Raw genomic sequence first — 16,573 nt, forward strand, 5'->3', positions numbered from 1 at the left:
GCTCTACAAAAACTAATAAATCAAAATATAAATAACTGAGGGAAAGTTAGCTACTAATATGAAATAGTTATCGATAACTATCAATAGCGAAAGTGCTATTCTGTGTCGAGGATATGTATCATATATCTAGATATATCGCCAATAAACCAGCGTTATAATTGATTCAAGATAACGGCGTTTTCATTGTCAAAGTATTATGGCTTTAACCTCGCTTGAAGTATGGTGTATAAATCTTTACTCGAATATTTTTCGACTAACCGAAAGGCGCTAAGCAGCTTTCGGCATAAGATAATGTCTGATTGCGTCCAACGATGATGTGGTCAATCAAGGACAAGTCTATCAAATCGCAGGCTTTCTTTAGCTCGTAGGTCAATAGATTGTCTGCCGTTGAAGGGGTCGCATCGGTATGCGGATGGTTGTGCGCGACGATGAGTTGACTGGCAGCATGGCTCAACGCATGACGGAGTACGTGTTTGATACAGACCGAGCACGACGAGATACCGCCAGTAAACAGTATTTCAAAGTTTAGCAGGTTCAAGGCATTGTCTAAGCAAAGGACGGCAAAGACTTCACGGTGCTCACCGCGCAATTGGGTGCTGATATAGTCCTTGACGACTTGTGAGCGTCCCAGTGCTTGACCTGTCTTTAGCTTATTGTCTAAATAACGCGTACCCATCTCAAGCGACGCCAATATCTGTGCGTACTTGGCAGGGCCGATACCATGACAAGCAAGCACAGTTTGTGGCGGCGCTGCTAAGAGTTCAGCAAGACTGCCAAACTGATCGATTAGATGACGTGCCAGCTCAATTGCCGACTGCGACTGCGTGCCAGTCCGTAAAAATATCGCCAATATCTCAGCATCTGTTAAGTGAGCGGCGCCAAATTTTAGCAGTTTTTCTCGTGGTCTATCATCTTCATGCCAGTCTTTGATCGCCATTGTCACTCCTTAATGAGGGTTGGATGCTAGATATATGATATAAATGCGGAAAACGTTACCCAACTTATCTCATAATTGTTACTATAAGCGCAATTTTATCTTTCAATTTCTTTACTGATGCCACGCTTATGTCGAATGTTATCCTTGCTATCACCGGCGGTATCGCCGCTTATAAATCTGCTATATTTGCCCGTCTGCTAATCAAGGCAGGCTTTGATGTGCGTGTCATTATGACCGCAGGTGCGCAGGCTTTTATTACGCCATTGACCCTACAGGCATTGACCGGTAATGAGGTGCATATCTCCTTGTTAGATGAGCAAGCAGAAGCGGGGATGGGTCATATCGAGCTTGCTAAGTGGGCGGACTTGATCGTCATTGCGCCAGCCTCTGCCAATACACTGGCGCGCCTCGCGATGGGCATGGCTGATGATTTGTTGGCGACCGTGTGTCTAGCAACGACGGCTCCCGTTATTATTGCTCCAGCGATGAACCAGCAAATGTGGGCGCACCCAGCGGTGAATCTGAACGTCCAGACCCTACGTGATATGAATTATCAAATCATCCAGCCCGCTAGCGGTGAGCAAGCGTGTGGTGATGTGGGGGCAGGTCGTTTGCCTGAACCTGAGCAGCTATTGGCAGAAGTATTATTATTCAATGCGATGCAAACCACGCCGCAATTATTGGTAGGTAAAAGAGTGGTGATTACTGCTGGACCAACTGTCGAAGCGATTGATCCGGTACGCTATTTGTCTAATCACTCGACTGGCAAAATGGGCTTTGCATTAGCGCGTGCTTGCGTGGCTGCTGGTGCAGACGTTATTTTGATTGCCGGTGGCAAAGTGGCACTGCCCACACCGCTCAATGTCACGCGTATTGATGTGTTGTCCGCGCAAGAGATGCTAATTGCTGTACAGCAATGTGTGGATGGTACGCACAGTGCGCTACAGTATGTGCCTGAAGATGAGCATGACCATTCCCACGATCATTCTCACGATCACAGCCATGAACATGCGCATCATCATGAACATCATAGTGAGTGTGATTGCGGTGATGATCGTAGCCATAACCACAGCCATGAGCTTGACAATAAGCATCATGCTCATAGCGAGACTCAAAATGTAATGGCGGATATCTTTATTGCCACTGCGGCTGTCGCCGACTATCGTACTGAAGAAGCTGCCCCGCAAAAAATTAAAAAAACCCAAGATGCCATGACGCTGAGTTTGGTCAAAAACCCTGATATCTTAGCGACCATTTCGCTTGCTCATCCAGAGCTGTTTGTCGTTGGTTTTGCGGCAGAAACGCAAGATATCGAGCGCTATGCTCGCGGTAAGCTGGTGGCTAAAGATTTAGATTTGATCGCTTGTAATGATGTCTCACGAGCAGACATTGGCTTTGCTAGTGACGACAATGCTATGCAAGTGTTTTTCTCTGAGCGCTATGAGCAAGCGGCAGTGACGCTGGAGAAGGCGAGCAAAGATAAGATTGCTGAGCAGTTGGCTGGCATCATTGGTGAGACAATATGGCAACGCCACAATGGTCACAGTGCCTAGTTATGTCACTCTTAATCCAGATGTTAGGTCTTAATAGTTATGGCTAATATAATGGATAGTGATAGCACCCAGACGTTGTTACTGATGGTAATCTTTGCGCTGGCATCGTTGCTACATGGTATTAGTGGGCTGGGTGTGACGTTGGTGACGACCACTGCGCTTGCTAGCATCTACCCGTTACCACATGCCATTGTGCTAGTTATCTTCCCTTCGTTATTGCTTAATGCCATGACTTGGCTGGCGGGTGGCGGGCGCACGATCTGGCAAAATTTCATCTATTACGGCAGGCGCTATTGGTTACTGGCGTTGACCAGCTTACTTGGTAGTATTCTAGGCGCGAAGCTCTTGCTATGGGTCGATAGCGCATATATTTTATTGCTATTGGCAGCGGTTATTGGTTTTTACGTCATAAGCAGCTTGCTTGGTAAGCAACTCCGGCTACCTGCTACCAAGCCTGTATTAATCATCGTTGGCTTTAGTGCAGGTGTGATTGGCGGCTCGACCAATGCCATGTCGACCATATTGATGATGTATCTACTGTCTGCCAGCGATGATAAGAACACCATCGCCAAAGTCGGCAACATGTGCTATTTCTTAGGTAAAATTGCCCAAATCATTGTATTACGTGAGCCTATTATGGCGCTCAGCAGTGGTGAATGGCAGCTGATTACTTTGCTCAGTGTTTTATCTATTGCCGCGCTTTTAGTTGGTATCCGCTTACGTCGTTATTTACCACAAGCACGCTTTCGTCAGCTCATTTTATTGATTCTCACGGGGCTTGGGCTGCGTGTGGGTTGGCAAGGGATTGCAGCGTTTTTATAAACTAGCTCGCGAGGCAGCTGGCTGTTTCAATGCTATTTTATGCGCGTGTTATTCTGTTATTTCATCAAAAAATATCTGTTGCGCCAAACGAAACGTATTGCAGTGCGCTTCAACCACATCTTCAATATCTTCTGAATAACCACCGCCCATCACGATAGCGATAGGAATGTTGGCAGCTTTTGCTTGGCGTAACACATATTCATCACGCGCCTTACAACCTTCTATCGTCAGCCCAAGTTTTCCTAACTTATCGGTCGCCAGTACATCGACAGCAGACTGATAAAAGATCATATCTGGTGCAACGTCGCTAATTAAGCGCGGTAGCGTGTCCTCTAATATCTGTAAATACTCAGCATCACCGGTATCGTTGGCAAGTTCAATATCTATGTCAGATATTTCTTTGCGAAAAGGATAGTTCTTGGCGCCATGCATACTAAACACAAAAACCCGCGGCTCATTCGTCATGATACTGGCATTGCCGTTGCCTTGATGCACATCCAAATCGACCACCAAAATCTTTTGCGCCTGTCCACGATTTAATAATAAATTACTCGCAATACAAACATCATTAAACACGCAAAAGCCCTCGCCATGATCGGCAAATGCATGGTGAGTACCGCCGGCAACATTCATCGCGACGCCATATTGCTGAGCATAAAGCGCACATTCATAAGTCGCATGGGCAATATGACGACCACGATCGACTAAAGCTTCGGTCATCTCAAAGCCGATAGGGCGTGCTTCCTTGCGCGGTAAGGTTTGGGTTTTAAGCTTATACCAATAGTCCATAGTATGAGTGGTCAAAATCTCTTCTTCGCTTAATCGCGCAGGCGCAAAGAAATTAACCATACTGATAGTGCCTTCAGCCAATAGCCGCTCAGGAATCATGGTGTATTTTTGCATGGGAAAACGGTGCTTTTCAGGCACGGCATATCTAAAAATATCAGAGTAAGCAATTTTGAGCATAGCGTTAAAGGATGTCTTTGATGAAAAGTGTTTTAAGGATAGATAGGTTTAAGCGCTTTGAAAGTAAGGTATTGGTGAGAAATTGTAAAAACCGCAAATATCTATTGTGATCAGCTGATTACTGAACAAACTGCGTTGGCAAAAAGAAGGTTTTAGAATCTGATTGTTGACGCAGCTCTATTAATAAAGTCTGCATGTCTTCAGCAGGATCTTGATTATTGAGCAAATCACTAAACAGCTCATTTGCCACAGTGGTCATTGCAATGACACTTTGTAGTAAATGCTCGATAATTTCGTCATTAATACCAACGGTTTCGACATCGACAGCGTGCTTATAGCGTATCTCGCCATCGTTGATATCCATTTCTAGGTTACCAATCAGCATGTCATAATTGATCTGAGTAATCAGTAGCATCGCGGCACTTTGATGACTTTCTGGTATTAAAAATGGCAAAATTCCATAGACTGCCAGTAGCTTGGTTTTTTCTTGTACACGGAACAAGTAACCGCAGTTCAGTTGTTTATGACGCATTCTCAGCGACAAATGATGCGTTGTTTGGTTGTCACTGCTTTTATCGTCACTGGTTTGGGGGCGATAGTGAGTATAGTGCCATTGCTTATCATTAAAGTACTGTTTTAGGCAGTCGACAATAGCTGTGTCATGACCCTCATGTTGCCCTGCGTTTAAATGAGCTTTGGCCTGCAGGTACTCGCTGTGGTCATTATTGTTATGGTGGGGCTTGTTGTCACGCTGACCAAAAAAACTGCCAGTAGAGTCAGCCGTATTTGCCTCATCGCTATTACGAGTGTTGGCGCTAGAGATTCCGGCCTGCATCAGATCAAGATCAATTTCATCGTCAGCCGCTGATGACTGCGTCGACAAGTTTGCGCCATCGACAACAGACTGCGGTGCTGAGGCAGTCAGTAACCGTTTGAGTTTTTGCCACAAGCTGAGTTTGTTACGTTGACTCATAAGTATTGTGCTGACAAGTAAATGGATGATATTAAAAACTGACCACTAAGTAAAAAACAGTCAGTTACTTATTGTTAAACATCAAACCCTCTTTGATAGCGGGCTGTGCATAAAATGATTGCAACATCTCACGTATATGCGCTGTAAACCACTCGCTTTCAATGGCATCATGCACCACAGGCAATAGAGCGGTACTCAATTGCGTCATGGCTTGCTCATCTATATATAAACTCGCGGCTACCGTTGCCATGCTATCGCCTTGATGGTTGGCATACCACGTATCGATGCTGGCTGACACGAGGCTGTGCAGATAAGGCGACATGCGCAGGCGGTTATAGCTCTGTTGGATGCTGGCTTCGATATGCTCGATACTACTATTACCAGGCTCATCACTTAAATAATTTTGCAGTTGGCTGATCGGCTGATCTTTGATTCTTGCCCAACCGCTTACTAGCAACCGAGCGACTTCGTCATTTGATAAGTGCTCTTGGGCATTGGCTTCTGCACGACGTGCTAAATCTTTAATATTACGATGCAAATATGTCTGTAATTTTTCATCAAGATTTCTATTGGTCGCCTTTTCAAAAGAGCTGCGGCCAAACTTCATCAGTTTGCCAGCAGCGCCTGCTTTATCCAGCGTGGTTTCCATAAAGTCGTTAATCGCGTGATAGAGCGTTTGCGTCAGCAAATCTGCAAAAGTCTCGTTGCCGACCAGCGTATGAATCAAGATATTACGCTGCTGCTCATGGCTACCCACATAATTGGCTAGGGTCTGCACTTGAGTGTCATCCACCAGCTCAGACAACGGGACATTGTCATTGACTGGATGATAAATAATCGTATGCAAGATATCGCGAATATCTTTACGTATCACATCCGTCATCGGTTGGTTCAGTAGCCAATCGTTGATCAGATGTTGCAAATCATCGGCGCTGACATATTTATTCAATGGCTGGGCAGCAAACCACTGCCAAGCCTCTATGCTTAGCGGTTCTGCTTGTTGCCGCAACCATTGCTGCATAAAGGCAACTTGTGCGTCGACTAAGCTATCTATTGTTAGCGCTGGCGTACCTAAATTTTGGCTATCTTTTGAAGTCTGCATAGGTTTTGAGGTCATAGTTATCGACAATTTGTTATACTGTGTGGTTGGGGTAAGCATAAAGTATTATGCCACGAACATGATATTTGTTGGTGACGAATATTGACTGCTGCTTGATAAATAATGAGAGGTTTGAATGACAGCTCTGAATACCGCCTTACTTACGCTTGATGAGCTGACCGTTCAGCGCGGTGAAATCCCTCTATGTGAAGGCGTTGCGCTCGATTTACCTGCGGGCAGTATTTGTCACTTGATTGGTGCTAATGGTACGGGCAAAACGACGCTACTGATGCAGCTGGCTGGATTATTACCAGTGTTGGAAGGTCAAGTTTACTATCAAGGAACAGCCAGTTTACCGGTTCAGCCTTTATATGTGTCGCATCAGTTGGGCATACATCCAAATTTGACCGTCGCGCAAAATCTGACTTTTTTGCTGAATTTATACGGCATTAGCCCAAGTGTTGCTGATATTGATGACGCCTTAGCTTGGGTCGGACTGCAAGGCTTTGAGACGATTAGCTCAAGCCATTTATCTGCTGGACAAACTCGCCGTATCACCCTTGCGCGCTTATATTTATTGACCCCTGAGGTGACACCGTTATGGCTACTTGATGAGCCTTTTACTGCCCTTGATGTCGATATGGTGGCGCGGATGGAAGACAGATTGCGTGAATTTGCCAACATGGGCGGCGCTATATTAATGACCAGTCATCAGGCAGTCGGTGTAGCCAACCAAGTGCTCGATTTATCCGGTTATATGGTTTGAATGCTAGGGCGTGTCATCAGTATAAATGTGCCAAGCATCCGTGGAAGAGCGAATAAATGATAGAAACAGACAATCCAGTACAAGTAGCGAATAAAAGCTCAAACGTTAGCGTATCACCTGCGCGCGGTATCAGCTTTGTGCAGTTATGGCGGCGCGAGTGGCACGTGAAGCAGCAAGGAGCGGTACAGTGGTTGTACCCTTTGGTGCTGTTCTTAGTGATTATCACTTTGTTTCCGCTAGCGGTTGGTAGTGAGCCTGCGCTATTGCAGCGCCTTGGCGTGTCGGCAGTGTGGATTGCCGCTCTGTTGTCACTGGTGATGGGTGTCGACGGCTTGTTTAAGCCTGCCCTTGATAATGGTACGCTGGCGCAATTGGTTGTCGCAAAAGCGTCGCTGCCGTTATGGGTGTTGATTCGTTTGGTTATCCATTGGATCTTTAGTAGTGGTATTGTGGCGGCATTGAGTTTGCTTGCCGTGCCATTGTTTCAGCTTAGCTGGTTTGAGGCGTGGATATTAATGGCTTCTATTGTGACGGGCAGTCCGATGCTATTGATGTTATCAGCGGTTGCCAGTAGTTTGACGCTGTCATTAAAGAATGGCGCGGTGCTGGTGCCTTTGATTGCTTTGCCGATGCAGTTACCGGTATTGATTTTTGCCACCGGAGCAGTTGATTTATTTGCCACTGGTCTTAATGGCTTACCGATACTGGCATTATTATTGGCAGGGAGTATTATTTCAGTATTAATCATGCCATGGGTGATTGCCATGACCTTAAAAATGTCATGGCTCAATTAAACAGTAGACTTTTTTTACTATCAAAACCCAGTCATTTAAACCCAATGTATTAACAGCATGTTGAAAACTGGCAACTTTGCTATAATAGCCAGCTAACTAAGCAAACAATCACTTGTAGATTCTATCCAGTGTTTAACGCCGGCAGGTTGACAGATAGTCGCGCCCATGATGCGCTATATCGGTTACAACCAATACGCTGTGCCAATAGGTTTATTCCCATGCCCAACCTGAATAACGTCTCATCTCCTAGCCTGTGGCAGCGCATCTGGCAGGGCTTTTTGACCACTGTGGGTACCAAGCAGTTTTTTCGTATTTTTTCGCCTTGGGTCAAGTGGTTGGCAATATTAGCTAGTATTTGCCTATTGATCGGTAGTGTCTGGGGTCTCGCTTTTGCGCCGCCTGATTATCTGCAAGGCAATAGCTATCGCATTATCTTTATTCACGTGCCTGCTGCCAGTATTGCCATTTCTATTTATTTTGCCTTAGCAGTGCTCGGGGTTATTTATTTAGTCTGGAAAATCAAGACCGCTAGTCTAGTGGCGCAGGCGCTTGCTCCGCTGGGATTCTTGCTCTGTGTGGTTAGCTTAATCACGGGCTCTATTTGGGCGAAACCGACGTGGGGTACTTACTGGGTTTGGGATGCACGTTTGACCTCTATGCTCATTTTGGCATTTTTGTATGCGGGTGTGATGGCGTTATTTGCAGCGTTTGAGCATACGGCCAATCGTGGTAAAGCCGCCGCTATTTTGTCTATTGTTGGCGCAGTAAACCTGCCTATTATTAAGTATTCGGTACAGTGGTGGAACACCTTACATCAAGGCTCGACCTTTACCTTAACTGCTGCACCAAAAATGTCAGCGGATATGTGGATGCCATTATTACTAATGATTATTGGTAGTTATTTATTGGTCGCGACATTAGCGATTTATCGTACCAACACGCTGATCTTGTATCGTGATCAAGGCAAAGCGTGGGTCAAAGAATATATTCGCGGGCAAGCCAAATGACTGCAATGACTGTCGCCAAAACAAATAACGGCTAGGAAAATATTATGCAGCCTTACTTTTATAGCGTATCTGAGTTTCTCGCCATGGGTAAGCATGGTGTTTTTGTTTGGTCATGCTGGGCAATTACCGTTGGCGTGATGTTGGCTTTTATCATTTATAGTCGCAGGCAGCGACAGGCCCTAATCAAGCAGCTAACCATTCAGCAGGCTCGACAAGCTCAACGTACGGCTAAAACCCCTAATCCTGAAACCAAGCAACCGATGTAAAAATTATTTTAATATCATCGCTTTAGCTCAAAAAATTATGACCTCTTAATTGTAAAGATATGACCTCGTCAGTTGCTAAGGGCTTATTGATTTATACGAAAAATGCTACCATATAGCCATTAGAAGAGTACGATTAGAAAGACATTTTTAGAACGTTTTTCTAATGGTAGTTTCTTTAATATTTTCTGTTTTATAGGCTGTCTATAGCCTACAAAACAGCGACTCATCAATGAGGTAGTGGTATGAACGCAGTTCGTCGCAAAAAACTGATGTGGGTTATGTTTACGTTGGCAGGGGCGGCAATCGCCGTCGTATTGGTGATTTATGCCATCGGACAACAAACCGACTATTATTTCGATGCCACAGCCATTGCGCAAGGTGAAGCACCCCAAGATAAGCGTATTCGGGCGGGCGGCATGGTAGTCGCGGGTAGTGTCCGACGCGCAGAAGACAATCCATTGAATGTTGAATTTGCTATTACTGATTTTCAATCGACCGTACCTGTGACTTATCAAGGTATTTTGCCAGATTTATTCGCTGAAAACTCAGGCGTCGTCGCCACGGGCAAAATGCAAGGCGATACCTTTGTGGCAGGGGAAGTATTGGCTAAGCATGATGAAAAATATATGCCGCCAGAAGTGGCCAAATCAATGAAAGAAAACAACCGTAGCGGTGCAGTGCCTTCTTCTGAGCAATACAATCCTGCTGAAAAGGTACATGAGACGGACACTTTACAGCAGTAATTTTCTAGGGCGTGTCTTCATTTCAAAAATGGTGATAAAAATGAGATAAATTGCCGTCAAACAAGAAAAATAGTGCAGATAATATCGGGATATTAACCAGCTATTTGACGATGTTTGGCAAGATTTAGCCATTTTTAGCCCATTCAGATGACTATCGAGTGAATTGAAGACACGCCCTAGTCAATTCAACAGTAAAAAGAGCCGCTAATAATGTATTAGCGGCTCTTTTTTTACACGAATTTTGGTACTAATGGATCTTCATTATCTAGACCTTAATCATCCCATACAGGGCTGTAGTCAGGATGCTCAATTTTACGACCATCGCTACTGGCAAGTTTACCAATCTTCTCTAACTCATCTGCACTTAACTGCACCTTCATTGCATCCAAGTTACCTTGCAAATGGTCAGGGTTAGACGTCTTCGGAATGGCAACACGGTGCTTGTCTGATAGAATCCAAGCCAATGATATTTGTGCTGGCGTGACGTTATGCTTATCAGCGATTTCTTTAATAACCTCATTATCGAACACATCACCGCGTGCAAGTGGCGAATAAGCTTCCAATAAAATATGGTGATTGTTTAAAAAAGTCTGTAAGGTATTTTGCTTAATAAAAGGGTGAAACTCAACTTGGTTGACCACGATTGGTACATCCGCATATTTCTTGGCTTCAATGATATTAGCAATATTAAAGTTGGAGACCCCGATATGACGCGTCAACCCTTGTTTCTGTAATTCACATAACGCTGGAATGGTTTCAGATAAAGGGACACGGTCATCCGGCCAATGCAAGAGCAATAGATCGACATAATCTGTACCCAAATCTTCTAAAGAGCGTTTAGCGGCTGCGACCAATTTCTCAGGCTCGAACTTCATATCATCAGGGAAAATCTTTGTCGTCAAAAAGAATTTATCACGAGCGATACCGGATTGCTTAATACCTTCGCCAACTTCTTTCTCATTACCATAAGCTTGGGCGGTATCGATATGCTCATAGCCCATTTTAAGACCTTGGCTGACGACATCGATACAATCTTGACCAGTTGACTGCCAAGTGCCAAGACCTAATACCGGAATGTTTGCTTGTCCAGCAGTACGAATATTATAATTTTTTGAACTCATATTATTATCCTTATGTGCAAGTTTTCATATTATTAGTTGATGACTTTATTCAGTTCATTAGCATTTGGTTCATTGGCTCAGATTCCACTTCGAATACTGATCATGTAGAAAGCCAGAACCGATTCAACTGCACTTACTATAAGGAAAATGAGGACAGTACGATAGAGTAGGTGACGCTTTCCTACAAAGGGCAAACAGGCTGTAACGTCATTTTTAGTAACTGGTAACCACTAGATACAGGTTTAAAAGAGTAATAATCACAAAATCGAGGCCATAAAAAACGCCCACTACTATTCAGCAATGGGCGTTCGTCATTAGCATAATACCTATATGTTCAGGTATTTTTCGATCTAAAAATTATTGAGCAGTAGCTTCTACTGGTGTAGATTCTGTCGCGGTATCCGTGTTTGCACCGTGATCAGCACCCCAGATTTTTGGGTATTTATAACCAGGGAAAGTATCATGAGCATACTTTTTAAAGGCTTCAGAATTATAAGCATTGGTTACGTCTTCAACCCATTTCTTACCAGTATCCGCTGATTTAATCGCTGACCAGTTGACGTAAGCAAAGCTAGGCTCTTGGAACAAGGCTTCAGTCAGTTTGATACCAGCGTCAGTAGCATAGTTACCGTTGATAACTGCAAAGTCAACTTCATCACGCGCGCGTGGTAGTTGGGCAGCTTCTAGTTCAATGATTTCGATGTCGTATTTGCTGTTATCAGCGATATCAGCTTTTGACGCAGTCAATGGATCGATGTCGTCTTTTAGCTTAATCCAGCCAAGATCATTCATCATGACCAAAGCACGAGCAAAGTTACTTGGATCGTTTGGTGCAGAAACACTCATGCCTTTAAATGCAGCATCAAGATTGGCTTTTTTACCTGAATAGATACCAAGTGGTGCTGTTGGTACTTGGAACACTTCAACTAGGTCAAGGTTGTTTTCTTTTTTGAAGGTATCAAGGTAAGGTTTATGCTGGAAAATATTGATATCCAAATCACCTTCAGCCAGTGCAAGGTTCGGGCGCACATAGTCGGTAAAGGCAATCAGCTCAACTTCATAACCTTGTGTTTCAAGCGTGTTTTTCACTTGATTGCGAACCATATCAGCAAAGTCGCCTTCAGTGGTACCGATAATGATTTTGGTATGATCAGGATCGATATCGCTAGCGGCAGTTTCTGCAGTTGACCCTTCGGTAACTGGCTCTTTGGTCGCTTCTGGTGCTGATGAATTGCTGCAACCGACTAAGACCAAGCCTGATACACCAACAGCGGCAAATGCGGTCGCTAACTGACGGCTGATATCTGTTAATTTCATAATATGTCCTTTAATGAATGGGATTGAGTAAAACGTTTATCGTCTGAAAATTAAAAAAGCAACATTATAAATAGTAATGCTGCTTTTTGGTATAGGAGCTGAGATAAGGGTTGAGTATGGCCAAAAATAAACCTAGTCGCTCGTGATGTCAAGTATTCTCTAAAGCGGTTTAACGTTTATCTAAACGATTGGCGAGCCAATTGCCAGAGGCTTGGATTGAGATAACCATGATCGATAATACAATCACGATAAAAATCATCACTTCAGTTTGATAGCGATAATAGCCATAACGAATGGCCAAATCACCCAGACCGCCACCACCGATCATACCAGCCGCCGCTGAATAAGACAGCAGACTGATACAGAGGATGGTCACTGATAGCACCAGTCCTGAGCGCGCTTCGTTTAGTAAAACTTTTATGATAGTAAAAGGTCGTGCGCCCATAGACTCGGTTGCTTCAATAATACCGCGTGGTACTTCACGTAAGTTTTGCTCCACCAAACGGGCAAAGTAGAACGAACCTGCAATCGCGAGTACTAGCGATGCGGCGATGGGTCCAATACCTGTGCCGACGATGGCTTTAGTAAATGGGCTCATGGCAATCATCAAAATCACAAACGGGAAAGCGCGCATAAAATTGGTGATGCCGCCAAGTACCCCGTAGAGGGTTTTGTTTTGCAAAAACTGTCGATCACTGGACAAAAATAAGAATATGCCAAACAGTCCGCCAATGACAATGGCGACTGTTGTAGAAATACCAAGCATAACAAAGGTATCGATAAAGGCACTTATAATTTCTTTGCGCAGCACCAACAATTTATCTATCGAGGCGGATAATTCACTACCAGTTAACATGTTTTTTCTCCTGCCTCATTAGTCTTCGTGCACTAAGCCTTGGCCAATAGGGGTGGTTGCTTGAATCAGACCGTCTTTGACATCTGCAACTTCTAATAGTTGTCCTTGATGTAGTAGTGCTGCACGATGACAGAGCCTACGAATGACGCTCATCTCATGAGTCACAATGACAATGGTGACGCCAAGTTGTTCGTTGATATCGCGTAGACAGGTCAGTAGACTGCGCGTCGTTGCAGGATCAAGCGCACTGGTAGGCTCATCGGCCAATAATACTTTGGGGCTGGGCGCAATCGCGCGTGCAATACCAACACGCTGCTTTTGTCCACCTGACAGCTGCGCAGGGTAGTGGCCAGCACGATCGATCAAGTCAACAATCTCAAGACATTCCATAACCCGTTTATGAATATCACGGCTTGGATAACCAGCAACGGTCAAATTAAATGCTACGTTATCAAACACCGTGCGATTGGACATCAGATTAAATTGCTGAAAAATCATACCAATGTTGTGACGAGCAATACGCAAATCGCTGGCAGACAAGGTGGTCAAATCAGTACCATCTATCACTACTTGACCAGAATCTGGACGTTCAAGTAAGTTAATCAAACGCAAAAGGGTGGATTTCCCTGCGCCTGAGTAGCCCATCAAACCAAAAATTTCACCTTGCTGAACAGACAATGAAGTCGGTTCGACAGCGGTAAACCAATGCGGCTTACCGTCTTTATCTTTGATTGATCGGTCGCTTAAAAAACTTTTGGTCACATCGTTTAAGACAATCATGTCACTCATGGAGGGCTCAAAATTTAATAGGTTTATGATGGTTATAGAATAATTAGGCTACAACTTACTAATGACAGCGTCAAAGTGGATGGTCGCTACCATTAACAATGCAATAAGGGGCGGTAATATAGCATATTATGTAATGTTTTGGATATGCACATCCGTGAACGGCTTATGACTAATGGTTATTAGTTATAAGCTATCTGGAAAATTTAAGTTGTTGTATGAGAAGGAGGTAATGACCAGCAGAGTAAAGGAGGTTCTGCCAGTTGCTAGTGATGATTATCGTGCTAGTGGTTATTGTCGTGATAGTTATAATGTGGATCTTGCTTTACGGGTATAACGACCAAAAATCTGGTGTGACCATTAATAGTATCAGTCACGATACGCCCTTGGTGAGCAGTGACGATTTGCGATACCAAGGATAAGCCCAAACCTGAGCCTTTGTTTTTTTGCTGCAAGCGCACGAATGGGCTAAAGACTTCTTCGCGTTTGTCTTCAGGAATACCTTCACCTTCATCAATGACCGCCAGCACCACGTATTTTGGTAGCGGGCGTATTGGGTCGGCTTTGGCTTTTTTCATGTGCTTAGTGAATAAATTTTCTTTACGCACTGTGGTCGGCGTCTCGCTCTCGCTTTGAGCATTGTCTTTAATATCATCTTTGCTAACAGTTTCATCGGTCGTTAATTTATTGGTTTTCCGAGATTGAATATTATCATTTAATAGCGCATCAGTGGATTTACTGGTCGCTTGGTTGTTAATAATTGCTTCGTTATTACTACTGATTTCTACAGATTTTTTACTGTCAGGAACGGCTTTCCATATGACTTTTTTGATTTTCTCAGTCAATTCCGTGGTAAAGCTCTGGTAGTTGGCGATTAGGGACGATTCTGAATTAACGTTGACCGCATTGTCACTGATTATAGAATCTCCAGCAGTATTTTCTTCAACATCGGCACAATTGCTAGCGTCTGTTGCTGAGGTGCCAGTTTCTAGCCCAGTCATGTCAGTTATTTTAGTGTTGTCAGTGATGACGTCAGTTACATCCACATTTGAACCGTCATCATCAGCATCGTTATTATCAAACACAATGCTCTCACCATTTCGATAAATCGGTGGTGCTGGTAGTGTGATGAGCGCGGCTACTTTTTCTGCTTTGTCTTTGTCAGTATTGGTTGTAGGAGACCCATTAGAAATTTCGTTAAGTTGTGCCGACGTTTGCTGTATTAAGTTATCAGAGGCATGTGATTCATCATAATGGTCAAAATCTGAACTGTTATAATCAGCAAAGCTACTACAAACCACTGTTTGCAGCAAATAATCTGGAATGGTATCGGCTTCATCAACAGTCTGAATGCCATAGATCAAGACGGTAACCGGTGGCTTACCATGTAGCATGGCATTGGTTAAGAGGTTGCGAATGAGATGGGTCAGCATCGGTGCCTGACCATCAATGACGATATGCTCACCTATCAAAGTGGCTTCAGAGTAATGCTGACGCTCTTGATTCACTAAGTCATACAAATCCAAATGCTCGACTTGCTGCATGACATGACCAGCATCTAAGCGACTCACCAATAAGATACTTTCAACCAAATCATTAAGCCCCGACAAATCTCGGTTGATCGCTTGCGCACGTTTATCAAATTTTGCTTTGGTATCTGTTGGCATCGCATTTGCCAGCATATCCATCATCTCGATTTGTAGGCGGATACGGGTAATCGGCGTACGCAGCTCGTGAGAGGCGTGCGCCAATAGCAGATTGTTGGCATTAATAAGGTGCTCAATTTTTTGTGCCGCTTGGTTAAAGCCGCGTGCTAACGAAGCAATTTCATCGTTACCACGTGCATTGACTCTTACCGTAAAATCACCATCACCCAATTGGGTCATTTGCTGGCTCATTTGATTGATACGCCACGTCATAGTGCGAGCAATCAACCATAGAACGCCTGCCATAATTAATAGCAGCAATAGGGTACCAGTAAATAAATTTAAGGCAGCGGAGAGCACAGGTTTTTTTGGCGGCAAGCGTGATTCGTACAGCAATGTATAACCAGTGCTGCTATATACTTGAGCCTGTTTGGTAGGGGAGGTGTCTGAAAGGGATGGAAAAACTTGTGAAAATAAAGAGGGAGTGGGCGGTAGCACTAACGGCAAGTCACTATTGTCAGTCTGCATAAGCAAACGACCTTCGTTGTCGTATAACCCCATCTTTGCTTGTAAGGATTCATCAAAGATATCAAAGCTTTTTTTGACTACAGCCAGCATAAAGCGTGATTGTAAACGGTTGTCCTTACTAATGGAGATATTCAGCTCATGCAAAAAAGGATCAATTTGACCCAAAATCTGCGTGGCCAATACTTCTGAGCGGATACCCGCATCTTTGTCATGCACCAGCTGTGTCAATAGCACCATGGCTACTGCAAATAAGGTAAGTGCCAGCATCACGCTGGCAAATAACTTGGCAAATACGGAGCGAAAACCCAATTGCTGCATTAAACCATCTCTATTGTCAGATGCTCGTATCAATTCATATCACGCCATTCGTCTGATTTAATCCAAACTATGGTG

General features: G+C 44.1%; 16 protein-coding genes. 7 read left to right on the plus strand and 9 right to left on the minus strand.

Annotated features, from left to right (window positions below):
- Positions 1–253 precede the first annotated feature (253 nt).
- Positions 254–937, minus strand: coding sequence for a RadC family protein (gene radC / locus ACTQ9T_RS00760; protein WP_440463776.1), 684 nt, complete (start codon positions 935–937; stop codon positions 254–256).
- 194 nt (positions 938–1,131) lie between these two features.
- Here radC and coaBC point away from each other — a divergent pair, with 194 nt between their 5' ends.
- Positions 1,132–2,490 carry a bifunctional phosphopantothenoylcysteine decarboxylase/phosphopantothenate--cysteine ligase CoaBC gene (gene coaBC / locus ACTQ9T_RS00765; RefSeq protein WP_440464438.1) on the plus strand — a complete coding sequence of 453 codons (1,359 nt, stop codon included), beginning with the start codon at positions 1,132–1,134 and terminating at the stop codon, positions 2,488–2,490.
- Between the two features lie 39 nt (positions 2,491–2,529).
- A complete protein-coding gene (locus ACTQ9T_RS00770; protein WP_440463777.1) occupies positions 2,530–3,312 on the plus strand; it encodes a TSUP family transporter in 783 nt (260 codons plus the stop codon).
- A 48-nt stretch (positions 3,313–3,360) separates the two neighbouring features.
- Here the strand turns inward: ACTQ9T_RS00770 and ACTQ9T_RS00775 are convergent, their stop codons facing one another.
- The 3 genes from ACTQ9T_RS00775 to ACTQ9T_RS00785 all read right to left on the minus strand — a co-directional run bounded on the left by ACTQ9T_RS00775 (position 3,361) and on the right by ACTQ9T_RS00785 (position 6,353).
- The gene (locus ACTQ9T_RS00775; protein ID WP_440463778.1) at positions 3,361–4,278 is read right to left on the minus strand and encodes a histone deacetylase family protein; all 918 of its coding nucleotides are present in this window, start codon (positions 4,276–4,278) and stop codon (positions 3,361–3,363) included.
- 118 nt (positions 4,279–4,396) lie between these two features.
- Positions 4,397–5,251 carry a YbjN domain-containing protein gene (locus ACTQ9T_RS00780; RefSeq protein WP_440463779.1) on the minus strand — a complete coding sequence of 285 codons (855 nt, stop codon included), beginning with the start codon at positions 5,249–5,251 and terminating at the stop codon, positions 4,397–4,399.
- A 64-nt stretch (positions 5,252–5,315) separates the two neighbouring features.
- Positions 5,316–6,353 (minus strand): hypothetical protein, encoded by a 1,038-nt coding sequence (locus ACTQ9T_RS00785; protein WP_440463780.1) that lies wholly within the window; start codon positions 6,351–6,353, stop codon positions 5,316–5,318.
- A gap of 133 nt (positions 6,354–6,486) precedes the next feature.
- Between ACTQ9T_RS00785 and ccmA the strand changes: the two genes are divergently transcribed.
- From ccmA to ccmE, 5 genes are all read left to right on the plus strand, one after another.
- Positions 6,487–7,116, plus strand: coding sequence for a heme ABC exporter ATP-binding protein CcmA (gene ccmA / locus ACTQ9T_RS00790; protein ID WP_189585622.1), 630 nt, complete (start codon positions 6,487–6,489; stop codon positions 7,114–7,116).
- Positions 7,117–7,172: 56 nt separating this feature from the next.
- Positions 7,173–7,910 carry a heme exporter protein CcmB gene (locus ACTQ9T_RS00795; RefSeq protein ID WP_352309480.1) on the plus strand — a complete coding sequence of 246 codons (738 nt, stop codon included), beginning with the start codon at positions 7,173–7,175 and terminating at the stop codon, positions 7,908–7,910.
- 218 nt (positions 7,911–8,128) lie between these two features.
- The gene (ccmC, locus tag ACTQ9T_RS00800) at positions 8,129–8,917 is read left to right on the plus strand and encodes a heme ABC transporter permease CcmC (protein ID WP_210540477.1); all 789 of its coding nucleotides are present in this window, start codon (positions 8,129–8,131) and stop codon (positions 8,915–8,917) included.
- A gap of 44 nt (positions 8,918–8,961) precedes the next feature.
- Positions 8,962–9,183: a heme exporter protein CcmD gene (ccmD, locus tag ACTQ9T_RS00805; protein WP_189585616.1), complete on the plus strand. Its 222-nt coding sequence runs from the start codon at positions 8,962–8,964 to the stop codon at positions 9,181–9,183.
- A 242-nt stretch (positions 9,184–9,425) separates the two neighbouring features.
- Positions 9,426–9,926: a cytochrome c maturation protein CcmE gene (gene ccmE / locus ACTQ9T_RS00810; RefSeq protein ID WP_189585613.1), complete on the plus strand. Its 501-nt coding sequence runs from the start codon at positions 9,426–9,428 to the stop codon at positions 9,924–9,926.
- A 272-nt stretch (positions 9,927–10,198) separates the two neighbouring features.
- Here the strand turns inward: ccmE and ACTQ9T_RS00815 are convergent, their stop codons facing one another.
- The 5 genes from ACTQ9T_RS00815 to ACTQ9T_RS00835 all read right to left on the minus strand — a co-directional run bounded on the left by ACTQ9T_RS00815 (position 10,199) and on the right by ACTQ9T_RS00835 (position 16,498).
- Positions 10,199–11,047, minus strand: coding sequence for an aldo/keto reductase (locus ACTQ9T_RS00815; RefSeq protein ID WP_010201635.1), 849 nt, complete (start codon positions 11,045–11,047; stop codon positions 10,199–10,201).
- A 357-nt stretch (positions 11,048–11,404) separates the two neighbouring features.
- Positions 11,405–12,364: a MetQ/NlpA family ABC transporter substrate-binding protein gene (locus ACTQ9T_RS00820; RefSeq protein ID WP_440463781.1), complete on the minus strand. Its 960-nt coding sequence runs from the start codon at positions 12,362–12,364 to the stop codon at positions 11,405–11,407.
- A gap of 169 nt (positions 12,365–12,533) precedes the next feature.
- On the minus strand, positions 12,534–13,220 hold the full coding sequence (locus ACTQ9T_RS00825; RefSeq protein WP_010201631.1) for a methionine ABC transporter permease: 687 nt from the start codon (positions 13,218–13,220) through the stop codon (positions 12,534–12,536).
- Positions 13,221–13,238: 18 nt separating this feature from the next.
- Complete coding sequence (locus tag ACTQ9T_RS00830; protein ID WP_440463782.1) at positions 13,239–14,009, minus strand: methionine ABC transporter ATP-binding protein; 771 nt, start codon at positions 14,007–14,009, stop codon at positions 13,239–13,241.
- A gap of 281 nt (positions 14,010–14,290) precedes the next feature.
- A complete protein-coding gene (locus ACTQ9T_RS00835; RefSeq protein WP_439293017.1) occupies positions 14,291–16,498 on the minus strand; it encodes an ATP-binding protein in 2,208 nt (735 codons plus the stop codon).
- Between the last annotated feature and the right edge of the window lie 75 nt (positions 16,499–16,573).

The organism is Psychrobacter sp. ASPA161_6 (assembly GCF_051970285.1).
GTDB lineage: Bacteria > Pseudomonadota > Gammaproteobacteria > Pseudomonadales > Moraxellaceae > Psychrobacter > Psychrobacter glaciei.

Excerpts from the sequence above, each read along its gene's own strand:
- radC (WP_440463776.1), bottom strand. The coding sequence starts at position 937 with ATGGCGATCAAAGACTGGCATGAAGATGATAGACCACGAGAAAAACTG.
- ACTQ9T_RS00770 (WP_440463777.1), top strand. The coding sequence starts at position 2,530 with ATGGCTAATATAATGGATAGTGATAGCACCCAGACGTTGTTACTGATG.
- ACTQ9T_RS00775 (WP_440463778.1), bottom strand. The coding sequence starts at position 4,278 with ATGCTCAAAATTGCTTACTCTGATATTTTTAGATATGCCGTGCCTGAA.
- ACTQ9T_RS00780 (WP_440463779.1), bottom strand. The coding sequence starts at position 5,251 with ATGAGTCAACGTAACAAACTCAGCTTGTGGCAAAAACTCAAACGGTTA.
- ACTQ9T_RS00785 (WP_440463780.1), bottom strand. The coding sequence starts at position 6,353 with ATGCAGACTTCAAAAGATAGCCAAAATTTAGGTACGCCAGCGCTAACA.
- ccmA (WP_189585622.1), top strand. The coding sequence starts at position 6,487 with ATGACAGCTCTGAATACCGCCTTACTTACGCTTGATGAGCTGACCGTT.
- ACTQ9T_RS00795 (WP_352309480.1), top strand. The coding sequence starts at position 7,173 with ATGATAGAAACAGACAATCCAGTACAAGTAGCGAATAAAAGCTCAAAC.
- ccmC (WP_210540477.1), top strand. The coding sequence starts at position 8,129 with ATGCCCAACCTGAATAACGTCTCATCTCCTAGCCTGTGGCAGCGCATC.
- ccmD (WP_189585616.1), top strand. The coding sequence starts at position 8,962 with ATGCAGCCTTACTTTTATAGCGTATCTGAGTTTCTCGCCATGGGTAAG.
- ccmE (WP_189585613.1), top strand. The coding sequence starts at position 9,426 with ATGAACGCAGTTCGTCGCAAAAAACTGATGTGGGTTATGTTTACGTTG.
- ACTQ9T_RS00815 (WP_010201635.1), bottom strand. The coding sequence starts at position 11,047 with ATGAGTTCAAAAAATTATAATATTCGTACTGCTGGACAAGCAAACATT.
- ACTQ9T_RS00820 (WP_440463781.1), bottom strand. The coding sequence starts at position 12,364 with ATGAAATTAACAGATATCAGCCGTCAGTTAGCGACCGCATTTGCCGCT.
- ACTQ9T_RS00825 (WP_010201631.1), bottom strand. The coding sequence starts at position 13,220 with ATGTTAACTGGTAGTGAATTATCCGCCTCGATAGATAAATTGTTGGTG.
- ACTQ9T_RS00830 (WP_440463782.1), bottom strand. The coding sequence starts at position 14,009 with ATGAGTGACATGATTGTCTTAAACGATGTGACCAAAAGTTTTTTAAGC.
- ACTQ9T_RS00835 (WP_439293017.1), bottom strand. The coding sequence starts at position 16,498 with ATGCAGCAATTGGGTTTTCGCTCCGTATTTGCCAAGTTATTTGCCAGC.